Origin of the sequence: Kitasatospora sp. NPDC085895 (assembly GCF_040702125.1) — a bacterium.
Classification (GTDB): domain Bacteria; phylum Actinomycetota; class Actinomycetes; order Streptomycetales; family Streptomycetaceae; genus Kitasatospora; species Kitasatospora arboriphila.
Genome location: NZ_JBFBJY010000054.1, coordinates 15743 through 34822, shown reverse-complemented (window position 1 = coordinate 34822; position 19080 = coordinate 15743). Strand labels below are relative to the sequence as shown.

The following is a 19080-nucleotide window of genomic DNA, read 5'->3' as shown; positions in this document are numbered from 1 at the left end:
CGGATGCCTCGGCCGGCCGGTGGCCGGTCAGCGGCCGTCGTAGGCGGTGAGGTCGGGGACGACGGCGAAGCCGACCCCGTAGGCGCTGATGCCGCGGCCGTAGGCGCCGAGCAGGACGCCCGGGGCCTCGCCGGCCAGCACCCAGCCGTACTCGGACTCGCGGTAGCGGAAGGGCTGCGGCAGGCCGTTCACCGGCAGGGTGAGGGAGGACCAGCCGGGGCCCTCCAGGTCGTCCGCGAGGTCCCAGGCGAGCCCGGTCTGCTGGTCGAGCCAGTCCTGCCGCAGCGAGCGGTCGAGCTGGCCCGGCGGCACGGTGGCGATCAGGCCGGAGCCGGCCAGCCAGGCGGCGGAGGAGGCGGAGGTCGCCTCCAGCGTGCCGGTGTTGTCGGCGCTGCGGCGGCCGGGGCGGCGGGCGACGGTCACCACCACGGCGAAGCGGCCGGCCTCCCGCGACCCGTACGGTCTGGCGGGCTCGTCGCCGTGGCCGAGCGAGCCGTAGTCGGTGCCGGCGCCCTGGCCGGCGCGGCCCGCGCCGACCGGGAACGGCCAGCGGCGGCCCGTCCAGCCCTCGTCGAGCCCGTACCAGGGGAAGTCGGCCTCCAGGTAAGGCCTCAGCGGGTCGGCGGATCCGGCCCGGGCGCCCACCACGGGCGCCGTCCGCCCGCCCTGGGCGACCGTCCCGCCCGCTCGGCTCGTCACGTCCATCGCCGGCCTCCTCCGTGCACCTGTCTCCTGCGGCGGCGTTCCATGGTGGCGCACCGGGCGCGCCGCCGGGGTGCGGTCGGCCGCCGACACGTCGTGGCGTGACCGACGGCACAGTGGATCCGGCGTGCGGTCAACCTGAACACCATAGCGGCGCGGACGCCGACGCCCCGCCCGGCGAAGCGGCCCGGGCGGGGCGTGGGAAGGTGCGCGGCGGCGCGCGGCCGCACCGGGTCGTGTCAGGTGGCGTCCAGGTCGAACGGCGGGCGCTCACCGGCGGCGAGCGGCGCACTCGTCTCGGCGGGGGCGCTCTTGGTGAGGTCCGGGGTGGTGGCGACCCGCCGCGGCGCCTCGTCGTTGAGGGCGGACTTGAAGTCGAGGCCGTCCTTGAGCTCCTTGAAGCCCAGCGGGTCCTCGTTGCCGCCCATCAGCTGCTTGCGGACGAAGGTCTTCGGGTGCAGGTCGGTGAACTCGAAGTCCTGGAACTCCGGGCCCAGCTCGCTGCGGATGTCGTCCTTGGCGCTGTCCGCGAAGGACCGGACCTTGCGGATGAAGCCCATGGTGTCCTGGATGAGCTTCGGCAGCTTGTCCGGCCCGAAGATCACGATGGCCATGACGGCCAGCGCGACGACCTCCAGTGGGCCTATGTCACTGAACACGTACGCTCCCAGCTCCTGATGGACAACCCGACGAGCTCGGCGGCAGCCGTCGCCACCAGGGTAATGGCCGCCGGCCGGTCTGTGACCCCGCCACCTGCGGATCGCGGTCCAGACCACCCGGCGGCCCGGTGCGTGCGCCCCGACGGAGCAGCGCGCGTGCCCTAACGGAGCAGGTTGTGCGGGCCGAGGCGGTTCACGCCGGCGTCGGCCGGGCCGGGCTGGGGGAGGTAGCCGGGCGGCGCCGAGGCCATGGCGGGGACCGGGAAGTCGGCCGGAAGCTGCGCGTTGACCGGGACGGCGGCACCGCCCGGGTTGCTCACCGGGCTGACCCGGGTGCCGTGCTGGTCCTCGCCGCCGACGGCCGAGGGGCCGCCCACACCGGCCAGGGTGACCGCGGCCACCGAGAAGGCACCGGCCGCGGCGAACACGAAGCGGCGCCCGAACGGCGTCGGGCCGGGCCGGGCCGCCGCCGCGGCGGGCTCGGGCAGCACACCCGCACGTCCGCGGGAGGGCTGCTCGGCGCGGCGTCCGCGCGGCTCGGTGAGGCTGCGCAGCGCGGCCGCCGGACGGGCGGCGGAGGGCACCAGGGAGAGCCGGTTGCCCGGCGTCGGCAGCACCGGTCGGCCGGCCCGCGGGTCGACCCCGGGGATCGGCGTCTCGGCGCCGAGCGCACCCGAGCCGAAGGAGGCGCCGGCGCCGCGGCCGAAGGAGCCGCCGGTGAGCCGGCTGCCGCCGAGGGTGCCGGGGACGGCCGGCATGCCGCCGCCCGGGCCGGAGCCGTCCTCGTCCTCGGGCAGGGCGGCGACGGCGAGCAGCCGCGCCATCAGCGTCGAGGAGGGGCCCGGGTTGTCGGTGCGGGTCAGCAGGTGCTTGACCGCGCGGCCCTCGTCGGCCTCGGCGAGGCAGTCGGGGCAGGTGGCGAGGTGCGCCTGGACGCGCTCGCGGGAGTCGTGGCCGAGTTCGCCGTCGAGGTAGGCGGAGAGGCGGTCGCCGAGATGGTGCTCCTCCGCGGGCTCTGCGGGGCGCACGGCGACGGCCCACGGTGCGGCGGGCTCGGCGGCGGGGTGCTCCGCCGGGACGGCGGGGGCCTGCGGGTGGTCGGCCCGGCGGCCGAGCTGGGCCCAGGAGGGGCCGCGCCGGGACCGGCCGGTCGGCTCGGGCCCGCCCTGGTGGGCGCCGGCGTTCACGAGCCCCTCCGGTCCAGGCCGCCCGGGGAGCCGGGATCGGCGCCGACCGGGACGGGCTCGGCGGAGCCGCCGCGGCGCAGCCGGCCCGGGGCGACGCCCGGCGCCCGGTGCTTGAGGGCGGCGCGCAGGTGCGAGCGGCCGCGGTGGATCCGGCTGCGGACCGTCCCGAGCTTGACCCCGAGGGTGGCCGCGATCTCCTCGTAGGAGAGGCCCTCGATGTCGCACAGCACCACGGCGGCGCGGAACTCGGGGGCGAGGGTGTCGAGCGCCTGCTGGACGTCGGCGTCGAAGTGGGTGTCGCTGAAGTGCTGGGCCGGGCTGGGCTCGCGGCTGGGGAGACGCTCGGCGGCGTCCTCGGCGAGGGCGTCGAAGCGGATCCGCTGGCGGCGGCGCACCATGTCCAGGAACAGGTTGGTGGTGATGCGGTGCAGCCAGCCCTCGAAGGTGCCGGGGGTGTAGGTGGAGAGCGAGCGGAAGACCCGGACGAAGACCTCCTGCGTGAGGTCCTCGGCGTCGTGCTGATTGCCCGTCAGCCGGTAGGCCAGGCGGTAGACCCGGGCGCTGTGCGCCTCGACGATCTCCTCCCAGGTCGGCGGGGTCCAGCTCTGCGCGTCGGGGCCCTCGGCGAAGGTCGCGAGCGCGGCCGGCTCGGCCGCGGCCCGGGCCGCCTCGGTGGTCGCGTCCTGGGGGGAGTGCGCGGGCTGGTTCATCACGGGCTTCGGCGTACGGGCCGACGAGGTGCGGCGTGGATCGCGCTGCACGGGGACGTCGCCCTCGGCCACACCTCCTCGGTCGGCTCTTCTGCCCAGCAGGGCCACCACCATATCCACCTCGCCCGTCAGATCCGGATAAAGTGCACGACCCCCTCCGCCGCCGCCCCCTCGGGGCCGCGCGGACGGCGTCGTGCGCACCCCGATCGCCAAGTCCTGTTCCCATCAACGGCCCGCCGTCGAACGCGGTTCCCGGTCGGCCAGTAATCTGTGGCTGAAAATGTCGACATCGGGTCGGCATCAGGCGCTCCGGAGAGGCAGCCATCACCGAGTTCGGGCCCGAGCGGGCGGCTCTCGCCGACACCTACGTCGGCGAGGACGCGGTGCTGACCTACGCCCGGGCCCAGTCGGCGCGGGCCGGAATACGCGCGATCGGGCCGAGCGGCGGAGCCTTCCTGCGGCTGCTGGCGGCCGCGCTGGACGCCAAGTCGGTCGCCGAGATCGGCACCGGCACCGGCGTCTCGGGGGTCTACCTGCTGCGCGGGATGCGGCCGGACGGCGTGCTGACGACCGTCGACACCGAGCCGGTGCGCCAGCAGTGCGCGCGGGAGGCGTACCTCGCGGCCGGCTTCGCCCCCAACCGGGCGCGGTTCATCCCGGGCCGGGCGCTGGACGTGCTGCCGCGGCTCGCGGACGGCCAGTACGACCTGGTGTTCTGCGACGGTGACCCGGCCGAGTCCCGCGCCTACCTCGCAGAATCGTTGCGGCTGCTGCGGCCGGGCGGGATCGTCTGCTTCGAGGGGGTCTTCCAGGAGGGCCGGTTGGCCGAACCGGACCTCGACGACCCGCAGACCCACGCGGTGCGCGAGCTCGTCCGGGACGTCCGGGAGAGCGACCGGCTGCTGCCCGCGCTGCTGCCGGTCAGCGACGGGCTGCTCTGCGCCGTCAAGCGCTGACAGGGCGTCCGGCGGGCGTGTCGGCCGGATCCCGCAGGTCGGTCCCGCAGGGTCGGCCGCCGGGCCGTCCGCCGCGGGCCGCGCAGGTGTCCGGGCACGGCACAGGGCCCGGATTCTGGCGCGAATCCGGGCCCTGTCGGCATCTCCAGGAGATGAGGGGAGCACCCGCTGCGGTCAGCCGCAGGCCTTCTTCAGGGCCTCGCCCAGGGCATCCGCCTCATCGGGCGTCAGCTCCACCACCAGGCGACCGCCGCCCTCGAGCGGAACTCGCATGATGATGCCCCGCCCCTCTTTGGTGACCTCGAGCGGGCCGTCACCCGTCCGCGGCTTCATGGCCGCCATGCTCGTTCCCCTTCCTGCAACCGCTCAGCTACGTACCGGAGGTCCGTCCACCACCGGTATCGAACGCATTGATCGGAAGCCATTATCCCGCATCCCGCACCCCGATGACCAACATCACTCTCCGCGCAACCGTGCCCGCACCCGCCCAAACCGTCCGACAACCTGCCCGAAGCCCCATTTCGCCGGTGCCCGGCACGACATTCGAAGGTGCGGTACCTCACACTCCCCAGCCGGCCCCGCGCTCCGTCATGCTGAGTCCGTGGCCGAGGCCACGAGCCGCGGCGCCGCCGTGCCACCCACCACGACCAGGGGAGCCCTCACCCGATGTCCGACTCCGTGCTGTACGAGCTCGACGGCGGCCTGGCCGTCATCACCATCAACCGCCCGGACGCGATGAACGCGCTCGACACGGCGACCAAGGTGGCGCTGCGCGACACCGTCACCGAGGCCGCGAACGACCCGGCGGTGCGGGCCGTGCTGCTGACCGGCGCCGGGGACCGGGCGTTCTGCGTCGGGCAGGACCTCAAGGAGCACCTGGGCCTGCTCAAGCGGGCCGAGGAGACCGGTGAGGGCGCGCTGAAGACCGTCTCCGAGCACTACAACCCGCTGCTGCGGGCGCTCGCCGGGATGGCCAAGCCGACCGTGGCCGCGGTGAACGGGGTGGCGGCCGGTGCGGGCGCCGGGCTGGCCTTCGCCTGCGACTTCCGGATCGTCGCCGACACCGCCGGCTTCAACACCTCCTTCGTCGGCGTCGCGCTGACCGCCGACTCGGGCGTCTCCTGGACGCTGCCGCGGCTGGTCGGCCACGCCCGCGCCACCGAGCTGCTGATGCTCCCCCGCACGGTGAAGTCGGACGAGGCGCTCGGCCTGGGCCTCGCCACCAGGGTGGTGCCGACCGCCGAACTCGCCGCCACCGCACGGGCCTTCGCCGCGGAGCTGGCGGCCGGCCCGACGGTGGCCTACGCCGCCGTCAAGGAGTCGCTGGCGTACGGCGCCTCGCACTCCTTCGGCGAGCTGCTGGAGAAGGAGGACGAGCTGCAGACCCGGGCCGGCGAGAGCGAGGACCACCGGATCGCCGTCCGGGCCTTCGTCGCCAAGGAGAAGCCGGCCTACGTCGGACGCTGACCGGCGGCCGCCCCGCGCGCGTGACAGTCCGCCAGGTGGTCGTCGACCAGGCCGCAGGCCTGCATCAGCGCGTAGGCGGTGGTCGGGCCGACGAAGCGGAAGCCGCGCTTCTTGAGCTCCTTGGCCAGTGCGGCGGACTCCGGGGTCACGGCCGGCACCTCGGCCAGCGTGCGGGGGGCCGGCCGGGCCGGGTCGGCGGCGAACCGCCAGACCAGCTCGTCCAGGCCGCCGTCCAGGTCGAGGGCGGCGCGGGCGTTGGCCACCGTCGCCTCGATCTTGGCCCGGTTGCGGATGATGCCGGTGTCCTGCAGCAGCCGCTCGGTGTCGGCCGGGCCGTACGCGGCGACCGCGGCGATGTCGAAGCCCGCGAACGCGGCCCGGAAGCCCTCCCGGCGGCGCAGGATGGTGATCCAGGACAGCCCGGACTGGAAGGCCTCCAGACTGATCCGCTCGAACAGGGCGGCGTCGCCGTGCACCGGCCGGCCCCACTCGGTGTCGTGGTAGAGGCGGTAGTCGTCCGCGGACTCGCCCCAGCCGCAGCGCAGCAGCCCGTCCGGGCCGAGGACGGCGCCGGTCACGACTGCTCCGGTCCGTGCTTCTTGAACAGGTCGGCGCGCGGGTCCGCGGGCCGCTCGTCGGCCGTCCGCTCGTCGGCCGCCTGCTCCGGCAGCGGCTCGTCCTGCGGCTGCGCGGCCGCCGCCGTCCGGGGCTCGGCGGGCCCGGCGGGCTCGACCACCGCGGCGAAGGCCTCCAGCCCCGGCAGCGGCTCCTCCTGCGGCTGCCCGGGCGCCGGCTCCACCGCGCCCCGGACGACCGCGGCGGCCTCCAGCTCGGCGATCCGCGCGTCCCGCAGCGAGAGCTCCGCGCCGAGCCGGTCGAGCACGTTGTCGACCTCGTCCATGCGGTAACCGCGCAGCGCCATCGGCAGCCGCAGCTCGTCCACGTCGTGCCGGCCGAGCGGCCGGTCCTGCGGCAGCCGGGCGGTGATCCGGTCGGGCAGCGCCTCCGGAAGCGTGCCGCCGCCACCGAGCGCCACCAGCGCCGCACCGCCGACCACCACGGCCATCGCCGCCACGATCACCCAGAACACGAGCCGCCTCCGTCAGTCACCGGCCCGTCTCCGGCAATGGTGGGATCATGGTCCCCGGACAGGCCGGGGCCCATCATTGCACCCGGGCGAGCTGTGGAGGAGATTCCGGTGGCACTGCGCCTTGGCCCGCGCGAGTTCGGCGACGACGAGCTGGTGATCATGGCGATCGTCAACCGCACCCCGGACTCCTTCTTCGACCGCGGTGCGACCTTCGCCGACGAGGCCGCCTTCGCCGCCGCCGACCGCGCGATGGCCGAGGGTGCGGCGATCCTGGACATCGGCGGGGTGAAGGCCGGACCCGGCGAGGAGGTCACCGTCGAGGAGGAGCTGCGCCGCACCGTGCCGTTCGTCGCCGAGCTGCGCAAGCGCCACCCGGACGCGGTGATCAGCGTGGACACCTGGCGGCACGAGGTCGGCGAGGCGGTCTGCGAGGCCGGCGCCGACCTGCTGAACGACGCCTGGGGCGGCGTGGACCCGAAGCTCGCCGAGGTCGCCGCCCGGTACGACGCCGGCCTGGTCTGCACCCACGCGGGCGGCGCCGAGCCGCGCACCCGGCCGCACCGGGTCGGCTACGAGGACGTGATGGCCGACATCCTGGCGGTCACCCTGGGCCTCGCGGAACGCGCGGTGGAGCTCGGCGTGCGGCGGGACGCCGTGGTCATCGACCCGGGCCACGACTTCGGCAAGAACACCCGGCACTCGCTGGAGGCCACCCGGCGGCTGCCGGAGATGACCGCGACCGGCTTCCCGGTGCTGGTCTCGCTCTCCAACAAGGACTTCGTCGGGGAGACCCTGGACCGGCCGGTCGACGAGCGGCTGCTCGGCACCCTCGCCACCACCGCGGTCTCGGCCTGGCTGGGCGCGCAGGTCTACCGGGTGCACCAGGTCGCCGAGACCCGGCAGGTGCTGGACATGGTGGCCTCGATCCGCGGCACCCGGCCCCCGGCGGTGGCCCGCCGGGGGCTCGCGTAGGGCCTCGGCCCGGCCGTCAGATCCGGGTGCCGTTCGGGCGGCGGGTCTCCGCCAGGATCTTGAGGACGTCGTCGACGTCGTCCACCACGTGGAAGAGGTCGAGGTCCTGGGGCGAGGCCTTGCCCTCGGCGATGAGCGTGTTCTTCAGCCAGTCGACCAGGCCGCCCCAGTAGGCGGTGCCGAAGAGGATCACCGGGAACCTGGTGACCTTGCGGGTCTGGACGAGGGTGAGCGCCTCGAACAGCTCGTCCAGGGTGCCGAGCCCGCCGGGCAGCACCACGAAGCCCTGCGCGTACTTCACGAACATCGTCTTGCGGACGAAGAAGTACCGGAAGTTCAGGCCCAGGTCGACGAACTCGTTGAGGCCCTGCTCGAAGGGCAGCTCGATGCCGAGTCCGACGGAGAGGCCGCCCGCCTCGGAGGCGCCGCGGTTGGCCGCCTCCATGGCGCCGGGGCCGCCGCCGGTGATGACGGCGTAGCCGGCCTCGGCCAGGGCCCTGCCGATGGCCACGCCCGCGGCGTACTCGGTGGAGTCGACCGGGGTCCGGGCGGAGCCGAAGACGCTGACGGCGGCCGGGAGTTCGGCGAGCGCGCCGAAGCCCTCGACGAACTCCGAGGTGATCCGCAGCACCCGCCAGGGGTCGGTGTGCAGCCAGTCGGTCGGGCCGGTGGTGTCCAGCAGACGCTGGTCCGTGGTGCTGGTGCCGACCTGGTCGCGGCGGAGCAGCACCGGGCCCTTCTGCTTCTCGGGCCAGGGCTTCTTGGGCGCGGGCGCGTCGACTTCTTCGGGACCGTGCCCGTAGTGCTTTACGTCTCCAGTGCCTGTCATGGCGAAACCCTACGCCCGCCGTCCACCGAATACGGCGAACGGCGGGTGGCGGCAGGGTGGACGTCAGGCGCCGGTCAGCCAGGCCGCGAGGCGTCGTTCGACCTCGGCGATCGCGCTCAGCGAGCAGTGCTCGTCGCGCTTGTGGGCGAGGTTCGGGTCGCCCGGCCCGTAGTTGACGGCGGGCACGCCGAGGGCGCTGAACCGGGCGACGTCCGTCCAGCCGAACTTGGCCCGGGCCTCACCGCCGACCGCGGCCAGGAAGGCCCGCGCGGCGGGGCGGTCGAGGCCGGGCAGCGCGCCGGGGGCGGTGTCGGTGACGCGGAGCTCGTGACCCGCGAAGACCTCGCGGACGTGGTCGGCCGCCTGCTGCTCGCTGCGGTCGGGCGCGTAGCGGAAGTTGACCTGCACGGTGCACTCGTCGGGGATGACGTTGCCCGCGACGCCGCCGTCGATCCGGGTGGCGTTGAGGCCCTCGCGGTACTCCAGACCGTCGATCAGCACCCGCCGCGGCTCGTACTCGGCGAGCCGGCGCAGCACCTCGACGGCCTTGTGGACGGCGTTGTCGCCGAGCCAGCTGCGGGCCGAGTGGGCGCGGGTGCCGGTGAGCACGATCTCGGCGCGCAGGGTGCCCTGGCAGCCGCCCTCGACGACGGCGCCGCTGGGCTCCATGAGCACCGCGAAGTCGGCGGCCAGCCAGTCGGGGTGCTCCTTGGCGAGGTGGCCGAGGCCGTTGCGGGTGGCCTCGACCTCCTCGCAGTCGTAGAAGACGAAGGTGAGGTCGTGGTTCGGCTCGGTGAGGGTGGCGGCGAGCCGCAGCTGCACGGCGACGCCGGACTTCATGTCGGAGGTGCCGCAGCCGTACAGCAGGTCGCCCTCGACGCGGGAGGGCAGGTTGTCGGCGATCGGCACGGTGTCCAGGTGGCCGGCGAGCAGCACCCGCTCGGCGCGGCCGAGGTTCGTCCGGGCGACGACGTTGTTGCCGTGGCGGTCGACCGTGAGGTGGGGCAGCGCCCGCAGCGCGTTCTCGACGGCGTCGGCCAGCGCCTGCTCGTCGCCGCTGACGGACGGGAAGTCGACCAGCTGCGCGGTCAGCGCACCGCCGTCGAGGGACAGGTCGAGGGGCGTGTTCGGGCTGCTCATGGTGGTTTAGCGTATCGGTGCCGCGGCCCGCCACGGCGGGTGGCGCAACCGCCCGGGGCCGGTGGGCCGTCGGAGTGGGTACGGTGTGCGCACAGCGATCGAGAGGGGCACTGGTGGCCGGAATGGCGGAGGGCGGGGCGGACGGTTCCACGGCGTCGGGACGGCGCCGCCGGCCGCGGCTGCTGCGCCGGGTGCTGATCGGCCTGGTGGCGGTGGCGCTGGTCGCGGGCCTGGTGCTGTACCTCAACCGGGACCGGCTGATCGTGCCGCCGGAGGGCTGCCGGATCACCACCGCGGCGGGCACCGGGACGCTGGACCTGGCACAGGCCGCCAACGCCTCGACGATCACCGCGGTGGCGATGTCCCGCGGCCTGCCGGAGCGGGCGGTGACGATCGCGCTGGCCACCGCGATGCAGGAGTCCAAGATCCACAACCTCACCGGCGGCGACCGCGACTCGATCGGCCTGTTCCAGCAGCGCCCGTCCCAGGGCTGGGGCACCGCGGAGCAGATCAAGGACCCGGTGTACGCCACCAACAAGTTCCTGGACGGCCTGGTGAAGGTGCCCGGGTACGCCCGGATGCCGCTGACCGACGCCGCGCAGCAGGTGCAGAAGAGCGGCTTCCCGCAGGCGTACGCCAAGCACGAGTCCAACGCGATGCTGGTGACCTCGGCGCTGACCGGCCGCGAGCCGGCCGCGCTCGACTGCGTGGTGCACGACCTGGCCGAGCCGGTCGCCGCGGTCGCCTCCGCCTCCGGTTCGCCCTCGGCCCCGCCGTCGGGCGGGCCGCGCCCGGCGGACGTCGGCGAGAAGGTCCGCCGCGAGTTCGGGCGGATGGTGGCGGTGTCGGACGCGCCGAAGGCGCCCAAGGACGCGCGGGCGGTGCTGGCGCTGAGCCCGCAGGGCTCGGCCTCGACCGACTCCGGTGCGGAGGGCCAGAAGCAGTCGGGCTGGGCGGTGGCCCAGTGGGCGGTGGCGCACGCGCAGGAGCTCGGCATCGGCGCGGTCTCCTACGACGGGCGGGTGTGGCGCTTCGACCGGCCCACGGACGGCTGGCAGGCGAAGGGCGCGGACGACCGGGCGGACCGGGTGCTGGTCACCCTCGGGGCGCCGTGACCGCGGTGACGGTGCGTTGACGAACCCGTGAGCGGGTGTCGACCCGGCGGGTGACAGCGGTCAACGGCGGTGGACCGCCCGGCGCTCGGCCGCGGGCCGCGGCGCGGGGCCGGTCGGAGTGGTGCCGGCACCCGCCGCGACAAGGGAAGTGACGGTTCTTCACTCACCTCCGCGGGGGACGGGTGCCGGGTGCGACGCAAAGACGATCGTCCGATCTTTGCCTGCCCTTTACCTTCGGCGGGCGAAACCTTCCCGACTCCCGAGCGGTATTCACGTCGTCCGCCCGACGGACGGCCATGTCCTCTCGTCTTAGGAGCACCATGTCTCACCCCCTCACGCGCCGGATCGCCCAGGCCGCACTGCTCGTCGCGGCCGGCGCGACGCCCCTGATCGCGGCCGGCTCCGCCTCGGCCGCCGACCTGGTGCCGCAGGGGACCGACCTGGGATCCGGCCTCACCCAGCTCGACTCCCCCTCCGGCACCGTGCAGGGCGCCGCCCACGAGCTCGGCCAGTCCGCGGGCACCACCGGCGCCGCCACGGTCGCCACCGGTGTCCCGGCCGCGGGCGACGCCGCCGGCCACACCGTCGCCTCCGCACTGCCGGACGCCGACACGGCCCTCGGCCCGGTGACCAACACGGCCGGCAAGACCACCGCCGCCACCGGCGCGCTCACCACCGTGGCCGGCAGGGTCGCCCCCGCGCTGGTCGACCGGGCGGGCCCGGCGGTCGCCGAGAAGGTGCTGCCCGCGGTGCCCGGCACCCGCAGCGCGCGCGCCGGCGGCCCGCTCGGCACCGTCACCGGCGCGCTGCCCACCAGCGGCCTGCCCACCGGCACCCTGACCAGCGCACTGCCCACCGGCGGCATCCCTCAGGCGCTGCCCGGCGCGGACGCCCTCGGCACCCTGACCGGCTCGCCGGCCGCGGCCAACCGCCTGGGCGGCGTGCCCTCGCTCGGCTCCAACCCGACCGACCTGCTGGGCGGCGTGCTCGGCGGCACCCCGCTCGGCGGCCTGCTCGGCGGCATCGGCGGCATCGGCGGCTGACCGCACCACCCGCCGCACGCCGAAGGGCCGGCCCCCGAGCGGGGGCCGGCCCTTCGTCCGTCGGTCGCCGGCGTCAGCCGCCGAGCCGGGCCACGGCCGCGCGGACCCGCTCGTCGGTGGCGGTGAACGCCACCCGCACGTGCCGGTCACCGGCCGGCCCGTAGAAGTCGCCGGGTGCCACCAGGATGCCCAGCTCGGCGAGCTCCGCCACCGTCTCCCAGCACGGCCGGCCCCGGGTCGCCCACAGGTAGAGGCTGGCCTCCGAGTGCTCGATGGTGAAGCCGTGCGCCTCCAGGGCGCCGCGCAGCGCCGTGCGCCGGGCCGCGTAGCGGGCCCGCTGCTCGGCCACGTGCGCGTCGTCCGCGAGCGCCGCGGCGGTCGCCGCCTGCACCGGGGCGGGCACGATCATGCCGCCGTGCTTGCGGACCTCCAGCAGCTCCCGGACGACGACCTCGTCGCCGGCCACGAAGGAGGCCCGGTAGCCGGCCAGGTTGGACCGCTTGGAGAGCGAGTGGACGGCCAGCAGACCCTCGTGGGAGCCGCCGCACACCTCGGGGTGCAGCACCGACACCGGCTCGGCCTCCCAGCCGAGCTCCAGGTAGCACTCGTCGCTGACCAGCAGCGCACCGTGCTCGCGGGCCCAGGCGACCGCACGGCGCAGCTCGTCCGCGGCGAGCACCCGGCCGGTCGGGTTGGACGGCGAGTTCAGCCAGAGCAGCCGCACCCGGGAGCCGTCGAGCTCGTCGACGTCCTCGTACGCCACCGGTTCGGCGCCGCACAGCCGGGCACCCACCTCGTACGTCGGATAGGCCAGCCGCGGGTACGCCACCTGGTCGCCCGGGCCGAGGCCGAGCTGGCCGGGCAGCCAGGCCACCAGCTCCTTGGAGCCGACGGTCGGCAGGACGGCCTTCGGGCCGATCTCGGCGCCGCAGCGGCGGTTCAGCCAGCCGGCGATCGCCTCGCGCAGCTCCGACGGGCCCCAGACGGTCGGATAGCCGGGGGTGTCCGTGCTGGCGGCCAGCGCCTTCTGGATCACCTCGGGCACCGGGTCGACCGGGGTGCCGACGGAGAAGTCGCACAGCCCGTCCGGGTGTGCGAGGGCGGTCCGCTTGTACGGCTCCAGCCGGTCCCACGGGAAGACCGGAAGCAGCTCGGAAACGCGGCGCGCCGCCCCCGGGTGGCCCGGGAACGGCGCGCGCGCGGTGTGATGGGTGCTCACGACTCAGTTGTCACCGATCAGTGTCGTCAGTGGTCGGCGTTCTGCGGCGGCAGGGCCGCGATGAACGGGTGGTCCTTCTCGATCAGGCCGAGCTTCGAGGCACCACCGGGCGAACCGAGGTCGTCGAAGAACTCGACGTTCGCCTTGTAGTAGTCCTTCCACTCCTCCGGAGTGTCGTCCTCGTAGAAGATCGCCTCGACCGGGCAGACCGGCTCGCATGCGCCGCAGTCGACACACTCATCCGGGTGGATGTAGAGGGAGCGCTCGCCCTCGTAGATGCAGTCAACCGGGCACTCTTCGATGCACGCCTTGTCCTTGACGTCGACACAAGGCTGCGCGATGACGTAGGTCACGCTGTCGTTCCTCCTCGGCAGGGCCGGCGGCCCAAACTGTTTGCTTGCGTGCGCGGGTGAGCGCGGCGTCGTCGATGCCCGCCCCTAGTATCGCGGGTCGGAGACCGCAAATGCACAGGAGGTGCCCTCGATGGCGGACAGAGCCCCCGCGACAGGCCGTCCGGAGGTCCGTCTGAACCCCTCTGACGTGGGACGACGGGTGTCCGTACGGCGCATCGCGGAGCTGGTCGACGGACGGCCGGTGTTCCGCGATGTGATCGGGGTGCTCGCATCCTGGGACGAGAACGGCCTCGCGGTGGTGCCCCGCAGCGGCGAGCCGGTGGTCTTCCCCGAGGAACTGCTCGTCGCGGGCAAGCCGGTGCCGCCCTTCCCGGCCCGCCGGGCGCCTCAGCCGGCCGCCGACCCCGTCGAGCTGCAGCGGACGGCCGCCCGCGGCTGGCCGGCGGTCGAGCAGGAGCGGCTCGGCGCCTGGGTGCTGCGCGCCTCCGCCGGATTCACCCGGCGGGCCAACTCCGTCCAGGCCCTCGGCGACCCCGGCCGCCCGCTCGCACGGGCGCTGGACGAGGTCCGCGCCTGGTACGCGGCCCGTTCGCTGCCGGCGTACGTCGAGGTGCTCGAACCCGGCTCGCCCGGCGACCTCGCCGCCGAACTCGCCCGGCTCGGCGCCGGGCAGGCCGAGACGCTGTTCCGCACCGCGCCGCTCGCCCCGCTCGCCCGGGCCGCCGCCGCGTCGCACGGCCGGGTCCGGCTCTCCCGGACGGCCGACGCCCGCTGGATGTCCCGCTACCGCCGGGTGAGCGCCGACACCGCGGTGGAGCGGGCCGCCGCCGAGGTGCTGCACGGCGGCCCCTCGGTCTGGTTCGCGACCGTCCCCGACCCGGACGGCGGCGCCCCGCTGGCGATCGGCCGGGCCGTCGTCGACGGCCCGTGGGCCGGCTTCTCCGCGATCGAGGTCGACCCGTCGGCCCGCCGCTCCGGGCTCGGCACCGCGGTGATGGCCGTGCTCGCGGCCCGCGCCGCCGAGGAGGGGGCGAGCGGCGCGTACCTGCAGGTGGAGGCCGAGAACGCCGGCGCGATCGCGCTCTACGACCGGCTGGGCTTCACCACAAGTCACACTTACCACTACGCCCGGCTCCCCGAGCGGTAGCGTTCACCCCGCCACCTCAGTACCGACGAAGGCTGCTGTGACCGAGCAGAGCAGATCCCGCTTCCGCGCCGAGGCCCGGGCCGAACGCCCCGATCCCGTGCTGCTGTGCCTGCTCGCGGCCGCCGAGCACACCTTCGGCACGCCCGGGGACCCGGCGCCGCCGCCCACCCTGGACGAGCTGCTGACGGCCTGCGGCGCCGCACTGGACCGGCACGCGGCCGCCGTCCGCCGGGCGGTCGCCGAGCGGCGGCCGGCCGGTCCCGAGGAGACGGCGGCCCTGCTCGCCGCGGTGCTCGGCGGCCGCGAGCGCTTCCACGGCCGCAAGGCGGACTACCGGCGGGTGGAGTCCTCGCTGCTGCCCGAGGTGCTGCGGCGCCGGCGCGGACTGCCGATCACGCTCTCGCTGGTGTGGATGGGCGTGGCCGCCCGGGCCGGCCTGGTCGTGCACGGCATCGCGCTGCCCGGCCACTTCATCGTCGCGGTGGCCGGCCCGTCCGGCGGCAACGACTACGTCCTCGCCGACCCCTTCCACGGCGGTCGGCTGCTCGACCTGTCGGACGCGGCGCAGCTGGTGACCGCCGCCGGGCACCAGTTCGGCACCGAACTCCTCACCCCCGCACAGCCGTTGGACATCGTGCTGCGGGTGCTCGGCAACATCCGGGCCTGGGCCGCGGACCGCCCCGAGCACGCCCGCACCCAGCTGTGGGCCACCGAGCTCGCCCTGCTGCTCCCCCGGCACCCCGCCCAGCTGCGCCTGGAGCGCGCCGAACTCCTCGTCCGCACCGGCGACTTCCTGGCCGGAGCGCTCGAAATGGAGGAGTACGCGCGGATCCTGGACGCCTTCGACCCGGAGGCCGCGGCGAAGGCCCGGCAGGACGCCCGGGCGGCCCGGCACCGGCTCAACTGACGCGGTGCGCCCGCTGCGTGTGCCGGGCGGGCCGGCGGGCGTTCACAGCCAGCCCTTCTCCTTCGCGACCCGCACCGCCTCGGCCCGGTTGCGGGCACCGGTCTTCTGGATCGCCATCGACAGGTAGTTGCGGACGGTGCCCTCGGAGAGGTGCAGCCGGCGGGCGATGTCCGCGTTGACCGAGCCGTCGGCGGCGGCCGCCAGCACGTCCAGCTCCCGCCCGGTCAGCGGGTTGGCGCCCTCGGCGAGCGCGGCGGCGGCCAGCGTCGGGTCGATCACCCGCTCACCGCGCAGCACCCGGCGGATCGCCTCGGCCAGTTCGGCCGCCGGGGCGTCCTTGACCAGGAAGGCGTCCGCCCCGGACTCCATCGCCCGGCGCAGGTAGCCCGGCCGGCCGAAGGTGGTGGCGATCACCACCTTGGTGCCGGGGCGGCGCCGGCGCAGCTCCCCCGCCGCCTCGATGCCGGTCATCCCGGGCATCTCGATGTCCAGCACGGCCACCTCCACGTCGTGGGTGACGGCCGCGTCCACGACCTCGTCCCCCCGCCCGACCTGGGCGACCACGTCGATGTCCCCTTCGAGTCCCAGCAGGGCGGCGAGGGCCTCCCGCACCATCCCCTGGTCCTCGGCCAGCAGCACGCGAATCATTCGCGCACACTATCGGTCGCCGCGGCCGCCGGGACGGCCCTCAGCGGCACGTGCGCGCGCAGTCTGAAGCCCCGGCCGTGCGGGCCCGGGCCGGTCTCCAGCCGGCCGTCGACCAGCGCGAGGCGCTCGCCGAGGCCGGACAGCCCGTTGCCGGGGCCGGACTTGCCGGGGCCGCGGCCGTTGTCGGTGACCTCCAGCACGGCGTATCGCCGGCCGTCGTCCTCCCAGGTCTCGTCCATGGCGACGGTGCAGACGGTGGCGTCGGCGCCGTGCCGGACGATGTTGGTGACCGCCTCGCGCAGCGCCCAGGCGAGCGCGCCGGCCTCCTCGCCGTCCAGGCCGGGGCGGGCGTCGGTGAGGCCGGGGGCGGCGTCCAGGGTGATCCGGGCGGTGGTGAGCGCGGTGCGGGCCGCGGCGAGCTCGACCGGCAGGGTGGGCCGGCGGAAGCCGCTGACCGCCTCCCGGACGTCGACCAGCGACTGCCGGGCGACGCTCTCGATGTCGGCGACCTGGCTGCGGGCCTGCTCCTGCTTGCCGGCGTCCATGAAGCGTCCGGCGAGCTCGCTCTTGATGGTGATCAGCGAGAGCGAGTGGCCGAGCAGGTCGTGCAGGTCGCGGGCGAGCCGCAGCCGCTCCTCGGACGCGGCGAGGTGGGCCACCGCGGCCCGGGCCTCGCGCAGCTCCTGCATGGTGGAGATCAGCCGCTGCAGGCCGGTCATGGCGAGGCCGGAGAGGAAGCACGGCACCACGATCGCGACCAGGGTGTCCTTGTCGGCGTCGACCAGCAGGCCCACCAGCAGGGCGGCCGCGGTGGCCGCGCCGACCCCGGCGACGCTGTACCTGCTCGGCACCACCACGGCGATGCAGACCGAGGCGTAGGTGAACAGGGTCAGCCAGGCCTCCCCCAGCACGAAGGGGGTGACGAGGGCCAGCGCGACCATCACCACGACCAGCGCGTAGTGCCCGGACCAGGTGCCCGGCCGGATCGAGCGGAAGGCCACCAGCGACAGGTAGCAGGCGAGGTACACGCCGAGCGCCGCCCAGCCGAACACCGTCGCCGCGGTGCCGTGGTGCCCGTCCACCAGGTCCTTCACCGGATAGGCCAGGTAGACCGCCCACAGCGACATCCAGCAGAGCTTCACCAGCAGCTGCCGGCGGCTCTCCACCTTCGCGCCGGGGATGTTCCGGAAGGAGGTGCCGGGCTCCGCCGGGCCTGCGTGCCTGTCCTGGTCGACCATGCCGGCCATCATGCCGCCCGGGTGTCCCGGCGGTACAGGAAGGCCGCCGCCGCGACGAACAGCGCCAGGAATCCGGCCATGCCGGCCACCGCGACGCCGTCCAGTCCCTGGCCGGGCTGCACGAAGGCGGCCAGCCGGTTGTACAGGTAGACGGGGTCGAACCGGGCGAAGGCCACCAGCGAGTCGCCGACCGGGAACCAGGTGCCGCCGAACAGCGCCATCAGCATGTAGACGATCATCACGATCGGCTGCACCGCGTCGGGCGCCGCCGCGTAGCCGAGCGCCACGCCCAGCGCGGCGAAGACGAAGCTGCCGAGCCACAGCACCGCCGCGAGGCCCAGCCAGCGGCCCGCCGACAGCTGCACGCCCTCGACCGCGCCGATCGCGAAGACCACCAGGATCGCCGGCAGCGTGGTCACCGCACAGGCGGCGATCTTGCCGACCGTGTACGCCCGCCCGGGCAGCGCGGTCAGCCGCAGCTGCCGCACCCAGCCGCTGCGCCGCTCCAGCGAGATCCGCTGCGCCGAGCCGGTGAGCACCGCGCCGACCGCGCCGAAGGTGGCCATCGAGACCATGAAGTACGACTTCGCCGGGACGCCGCCGGCCACGTCGCCGCCGCTGTAGGCGCTGATGAAGAAGACGTACAGCAGCGCCGGGTAGAGCACCGTGAACATCAGGTACCGCTTGTTGCGCAGGGTGCGCAGGATCTCCAGTCGGATCAGGGTGGTCATCGCACGGTCTCCTTCGCGGGAGCCGAGGCCGCCTCGTCGGCGGCGGCCTGCTCGGTGATGGTCAGGAAGGCCTGCTCCAGGCCGAGGCCGGTGACCTCCAGGCCGCGCGGGTACAGTCCGGCGCGGTAGAGGGCGGCGACGCAGGCGTCCGCGTCGGTGGCGCGGATCCGCACGGTGCGCACCCCGCCGGCCCGCCCGCCGACCTCCAGGCCGGCGACGCCGGGCAGGGCGCGCAGCAGGGCCTCGTCGGCCTCGCCGTCGCCGGGGTGCAGTTCGAAGCCGACCCGGCGGGCGCCCGCCCGGGCCTTGATCTCGGCGGAGGTGCCGTCGGCGATCAGCCGCCCCTTGTGCAGCACCAGCACCCGGTCGGCGACCGAGTCCGCCTCCTCCAGGTAGTGGGTGGCGAAGAGCACGGTGCGGCCGGCCGCGGCCTGGGCCCGCATGGCGGCCCAGAAGACCTGCCGGACGGAGACGTCCATGCCGGTGGTGGGCTCGTCGAGGACGATCAGGTCGTTGGCGCCGGCCACCGCGAGGGCGAAGCGGACGCGCTGCTCCTGGCCGCCGGACAGCTTGTCGACCCGGCGGTCGGCGATCTCGGCGATGCCGGCCTCGGCGAGCACCGCGTCGACGGTGTGCCCGCGGGGGTGGATGCCGCAGGCGAGGGCCACCAGTTCGCGGACCTTGACCTCGGTCATCAGGCCGCCGCTCTGCAGCATGGCGCCGACCCGGCCGGCCTCGATCGCGGCCCGCGGCGGGCCGCCGAACAGTTCGACGCTGCCCGTGTCCGGTTCGCGCAGGCCGAGCAGCAGGTCGAGGCTGCTGGACTTGCCCGCTCCGTTCGGCCCGAGCAGCGCGACCGTCTCGCCCGGCCGCAGGACGAGGTCCAGCCCGTCCACCGCCGTGACGCGGCCGTAGCGCTTGCTGACGTTCCGGAAGGCCGCGACCTCCCCCGTGCCCGTACCCATCT

Annotated in this window: 22 protein-coding genes; 7 read left to right on the top strand and 15 right to left on the bottom strand. The window is 75.0% G+C overall.

What is annotated here, in order from left to right:
- Positions 1–27: 27 nt before the first annotated feature.
- From AB0442_RS28045 to sigE, 4 genes are all read right to left on the bottom strand, one after another.
- A complete protein-coding gene (locus AB0442_RS28045; protein ID WP_366166246.1) occupies positions 28–705 on the bottom strand; it encodes a hypothetical protein in 678 nt (225 codons plus the stop codon).
- A 236-nt stretch (positions 706–941) separates the two neighbouring features.
- Positions 942–1361, bottom strand: coding sequence for a sec-independent translocase (locus AB0442_RS28040; protein ID WP_366166245.1), 420 nt, complete (start codon positions 1359–1361; stop codon positions 942–944).
- A gap of 161 nt (positions 1362–1522) precedes the next feature.
- Complete coding sequence (locus AB0442_RS28035) at positions 1523–2548, bottom strand: zf-HC2 domain-containing protein (RefSeq protein WP_366166243.1); 1026 nt, start codon at positions 2546–2548, stop codon at positions 1523–1525.
- A complete protein-coding gene (gene sigE, locus AB0442_RS28030) occupies positions 2545–3372 on the bottom strand; it encodes an RNA polymerase sigma factor SigE (protein WP_363548446.1) in 828 nt (275 codons plus the stop codon). Before sigE ends, AB0442_RS28035 begins: the two co-directional genes overlap by 4 nt.
- A gap of 185 nt (positions 3373–3557) precedes the next feature.
- Between sigE and AB0442_RS28025 the strand changes: the two genes are divergently transcribed.
- Positions 3558–4214, top strand: coding sequence for an O-methyltransferase (locus AB0442_RS28025; protein WP_263107973.1), 657 nt, complete (start codon positions 3558–3560; stop codon positions 4212–4214).
- A gap of 174 nt (positions 4215–4388) precedes the next feature.
- Here AB0442_RS28025 and AB0442_RS28020 read toward each other — a convergent pair whose 3' ends face one another.
- Positions 4389–4556, bottom strand: coding sequence for a DUF3117 domain-containing protein (locus AB0442_RS28020; protein WP_014137929.1), 168 nt, complete (start codon positions 4554–4556; stop codon positions 4389–4391).
- 324 nt (positions 4557–4880) lie between these two features.
- Between AB0442_RS28020 and AB0442_RS28015 the strand changes: the two genes are divergently transcribed.
- Positions 4881–5681, top strand: coding sequence for an enoyl-CoA hydratase-related protein (locus AB0442_RS28015; RefSeq protein ID WP_366166241.1), 801 nt, complete (start codon positions 4881–4883; stop codon positions 5679–5681).
- Here the strand turns inward: AB0442_RS28015 and AB0442_RS28010 are convergent.
- Both AB0442_RS28010 and AB0442_RS28005 read right to left on the bottom strand, forming a co-directional pair.
- Positions 5666–6259 carry a DNA-3-methyladenine glycosylase I gene (locus AB0442_RS28010; RefSeq protein WP_366166240.1) on the bottom strand — a complete coding sequence of 198 codons (594 nt, stop codon included), beginning with the start codon at positions 6257–6259 and terminating at the stop codon, positions 5666–5668. The two genes, AB0442_RS28015 and AB0442_RS28010, sit on opposite strands and share 16 nt — an antisense overlap.
- Positions 6256–6771, bottom strand: a complete 516-nt coding sequence (locus AB0442_RS28005) for a DivIVA domain-containing protein (RefSeq protein WP_366166238.1) — start codon at positions 6769–6771, stop codon at positions 6256–6258. The genes AB0442_RS28010 and AB0442_RS28005 overlap by 4 nt, the downstream gene beginning before the upstream one ends.
- Positions 6772–6930: 159 nt before the next feature.
- Here AB0442_RS28005 and folP point away from each other — a divergent pair, with 159 nt between their 5' ends.
- Positions 6931–7743, top strand: a complete 813-nt coding sequence (gene folP, locus AB0442_RS28000) for a dihydropteroate synthase (RefSeq protein ID WP_363548473.1) — start codon at positions 6931–6933, stop codon at positions 7741–7743.
- A gap of 16 nt (positions 7744–7759) precedes the next feature.
- Here folP and AB0442_RS27995 read toward each other — a convergent pair whose 3' ends face one another.
- Complete coding sequence (locus tag AB0442_RS27995) at positions 7760–8572, bottom strand: TIGR00730 family Rossman fold protein (RefSeq protein WP_363548438.1); 813 nt, start codon at positions 8570–8572, stop codon at positions 7760–7762.
- 63 nt (positions 8573–8635) lie between these two features.
- A complete protein-coding gene (gene dapE / locus AB0442_RS27990; protein WP_366166237.1) occupies positions 8636–9712 on the bottom strand; it encodes a succinyl-diaminopimelate desuccinylase in 1077 nt (358 codons plus the stop codon).
- A 122-nt stretch (positions 9713–9834) separates the two neighbouring features.
- On the opposite strand from dapE, the gene AB0442_RS27985 reads away from it, so the two are divergent.
- Positions 9835–10827: a hypothetical protein gene (locus AB0442_RS27985; protein ID WP_366166270.1), complete on the top strand. Its 993-nt coding sequence runs from the start codon at positions 9835–9837 to the stop codon at positions 10825–10827.
- Positions 10828–11147: 320 nt separating this feature from the next.
- The gene (locus AB0442_RS27980) at positions 11148–11870 is read left to right on the top strand and encodes a hypothetical protein (protein WP_366166235.1); all 723 of its coding nucleotides are present in this window, start codon (positions 11148–11150) and stop codon (positions 11868–11870) included.
- Between the two features lie 73 nt (positions 11871–11943).
- On the opposite strand, the gene dapC is transcribed toward AB0442_RS27980, so the two are convergent.
- On the bottom strand, positions 11944–13089 hold the full coding sequence (dapC, locus tag AB0442_RS27975; protein WP_363548432.1) for a succinyldiaminopimelate transaminase: 1146 nt from the start codon (positions 13087–13089) through the stop codon (positions 11944–11946).
- Positions 13090–13115: 26 nt separating this feature from the next.
- Positions 13116–13442: a ferredoxin gene (gene fdxA / locus AB0442_RS27970; RefSeq protein ID WP_030275917.1), complete on the bottom strand. Its 327-nt coding sequence runs from the start codon at positions 13440–13442 to the stop codon at positions 13116–13118.
- Positions 13443–13641: 199 nt separating this feature from the next.
- Here fdxA and AB0442_RS27965 point away from each other — a divergent pair, with 199 nt between their 5' ends.
- Positions 13642–14589, top strand: coding sequence for a GNAT family N-acetyltransferase (locus tag AB0442_RS27965; RefSeq protein WP_366166232.1), 948 nt, complete (start codon positions 13642–13644; stop codon positions 14587–14589).
- 37 nt (positions 14590–14626) lie between these two features.
- Positions 14627–15496, top strand: a complete 870-nt coding sequence (locus tag AB0442_RS27960) for a transglutaminase-like domain-containing protein (RefSeq protein ID WP_344626727.1) — start codon at positions 14627–14629, stop codon at positions 15494–15496.
- 42 nt (positions 15497–15538) lie between these two features.
- On the opposite strand, the gene AB0442_RS27955 is transcribed toward AB0442_RS27960, so the two are convergent.
- The 4 genes from AB0442_RS27955 to AB0442_RS27940 are packed head-to-tail and all read right to left on the bottom strand — an operon-like array spanning position 15539 to position 19078.
- Positions 15539–16144 (bottom strand): response regulator transcription factor, encoded by a 606-nt coding sequence (locus AB0442_RS27955; RefSeq protein WP_366166230.1) that lies wholly within the window; start codon positions 16142–16144, stop codon positions 15539–15541.
- Positions 16141–17382: a histidine kinase gene (locus AB0442_RS27950; RefSeq protein ID WP_366166228.1), complete on the bottom strand. Its 1242-nt coding sequence runs from the start codon at positions 17380–17382 to the stop codon at positions 16141–16143. Before AB0442_RS27950 ends, AB0442_RS27955 begins: the two co-directional genes overlap by 4 nt.
- 8 nt (positions 17383–17390) lie before the next feature.
- A complete protein-coding gene (locus AB0442_RS27945) occupies positions 17391–18113 on the bottom strand; it encodes an ABC transporter permease (RefSeq protein WP_344626725.1) in 723 nt (240 codons plus the stop codon).
- On the bottom strand, positions 18110–19078 hold the full coding sequence (locus AB0442_RS27940; RefSeq protein ID WP_366166226.1) for an ABC transporter ATP-binding protein: 969 nt from the start codon (positions 19076–19078) through the stop codon (positions 18110–18112). The genes AB0442_RS27945 and AB0442_RS27940 overlap by 4 nt, the downstream gene beginning before the upstream one ends.
- Positions 19079–19080: the final 2 nt, after the last annotated feature.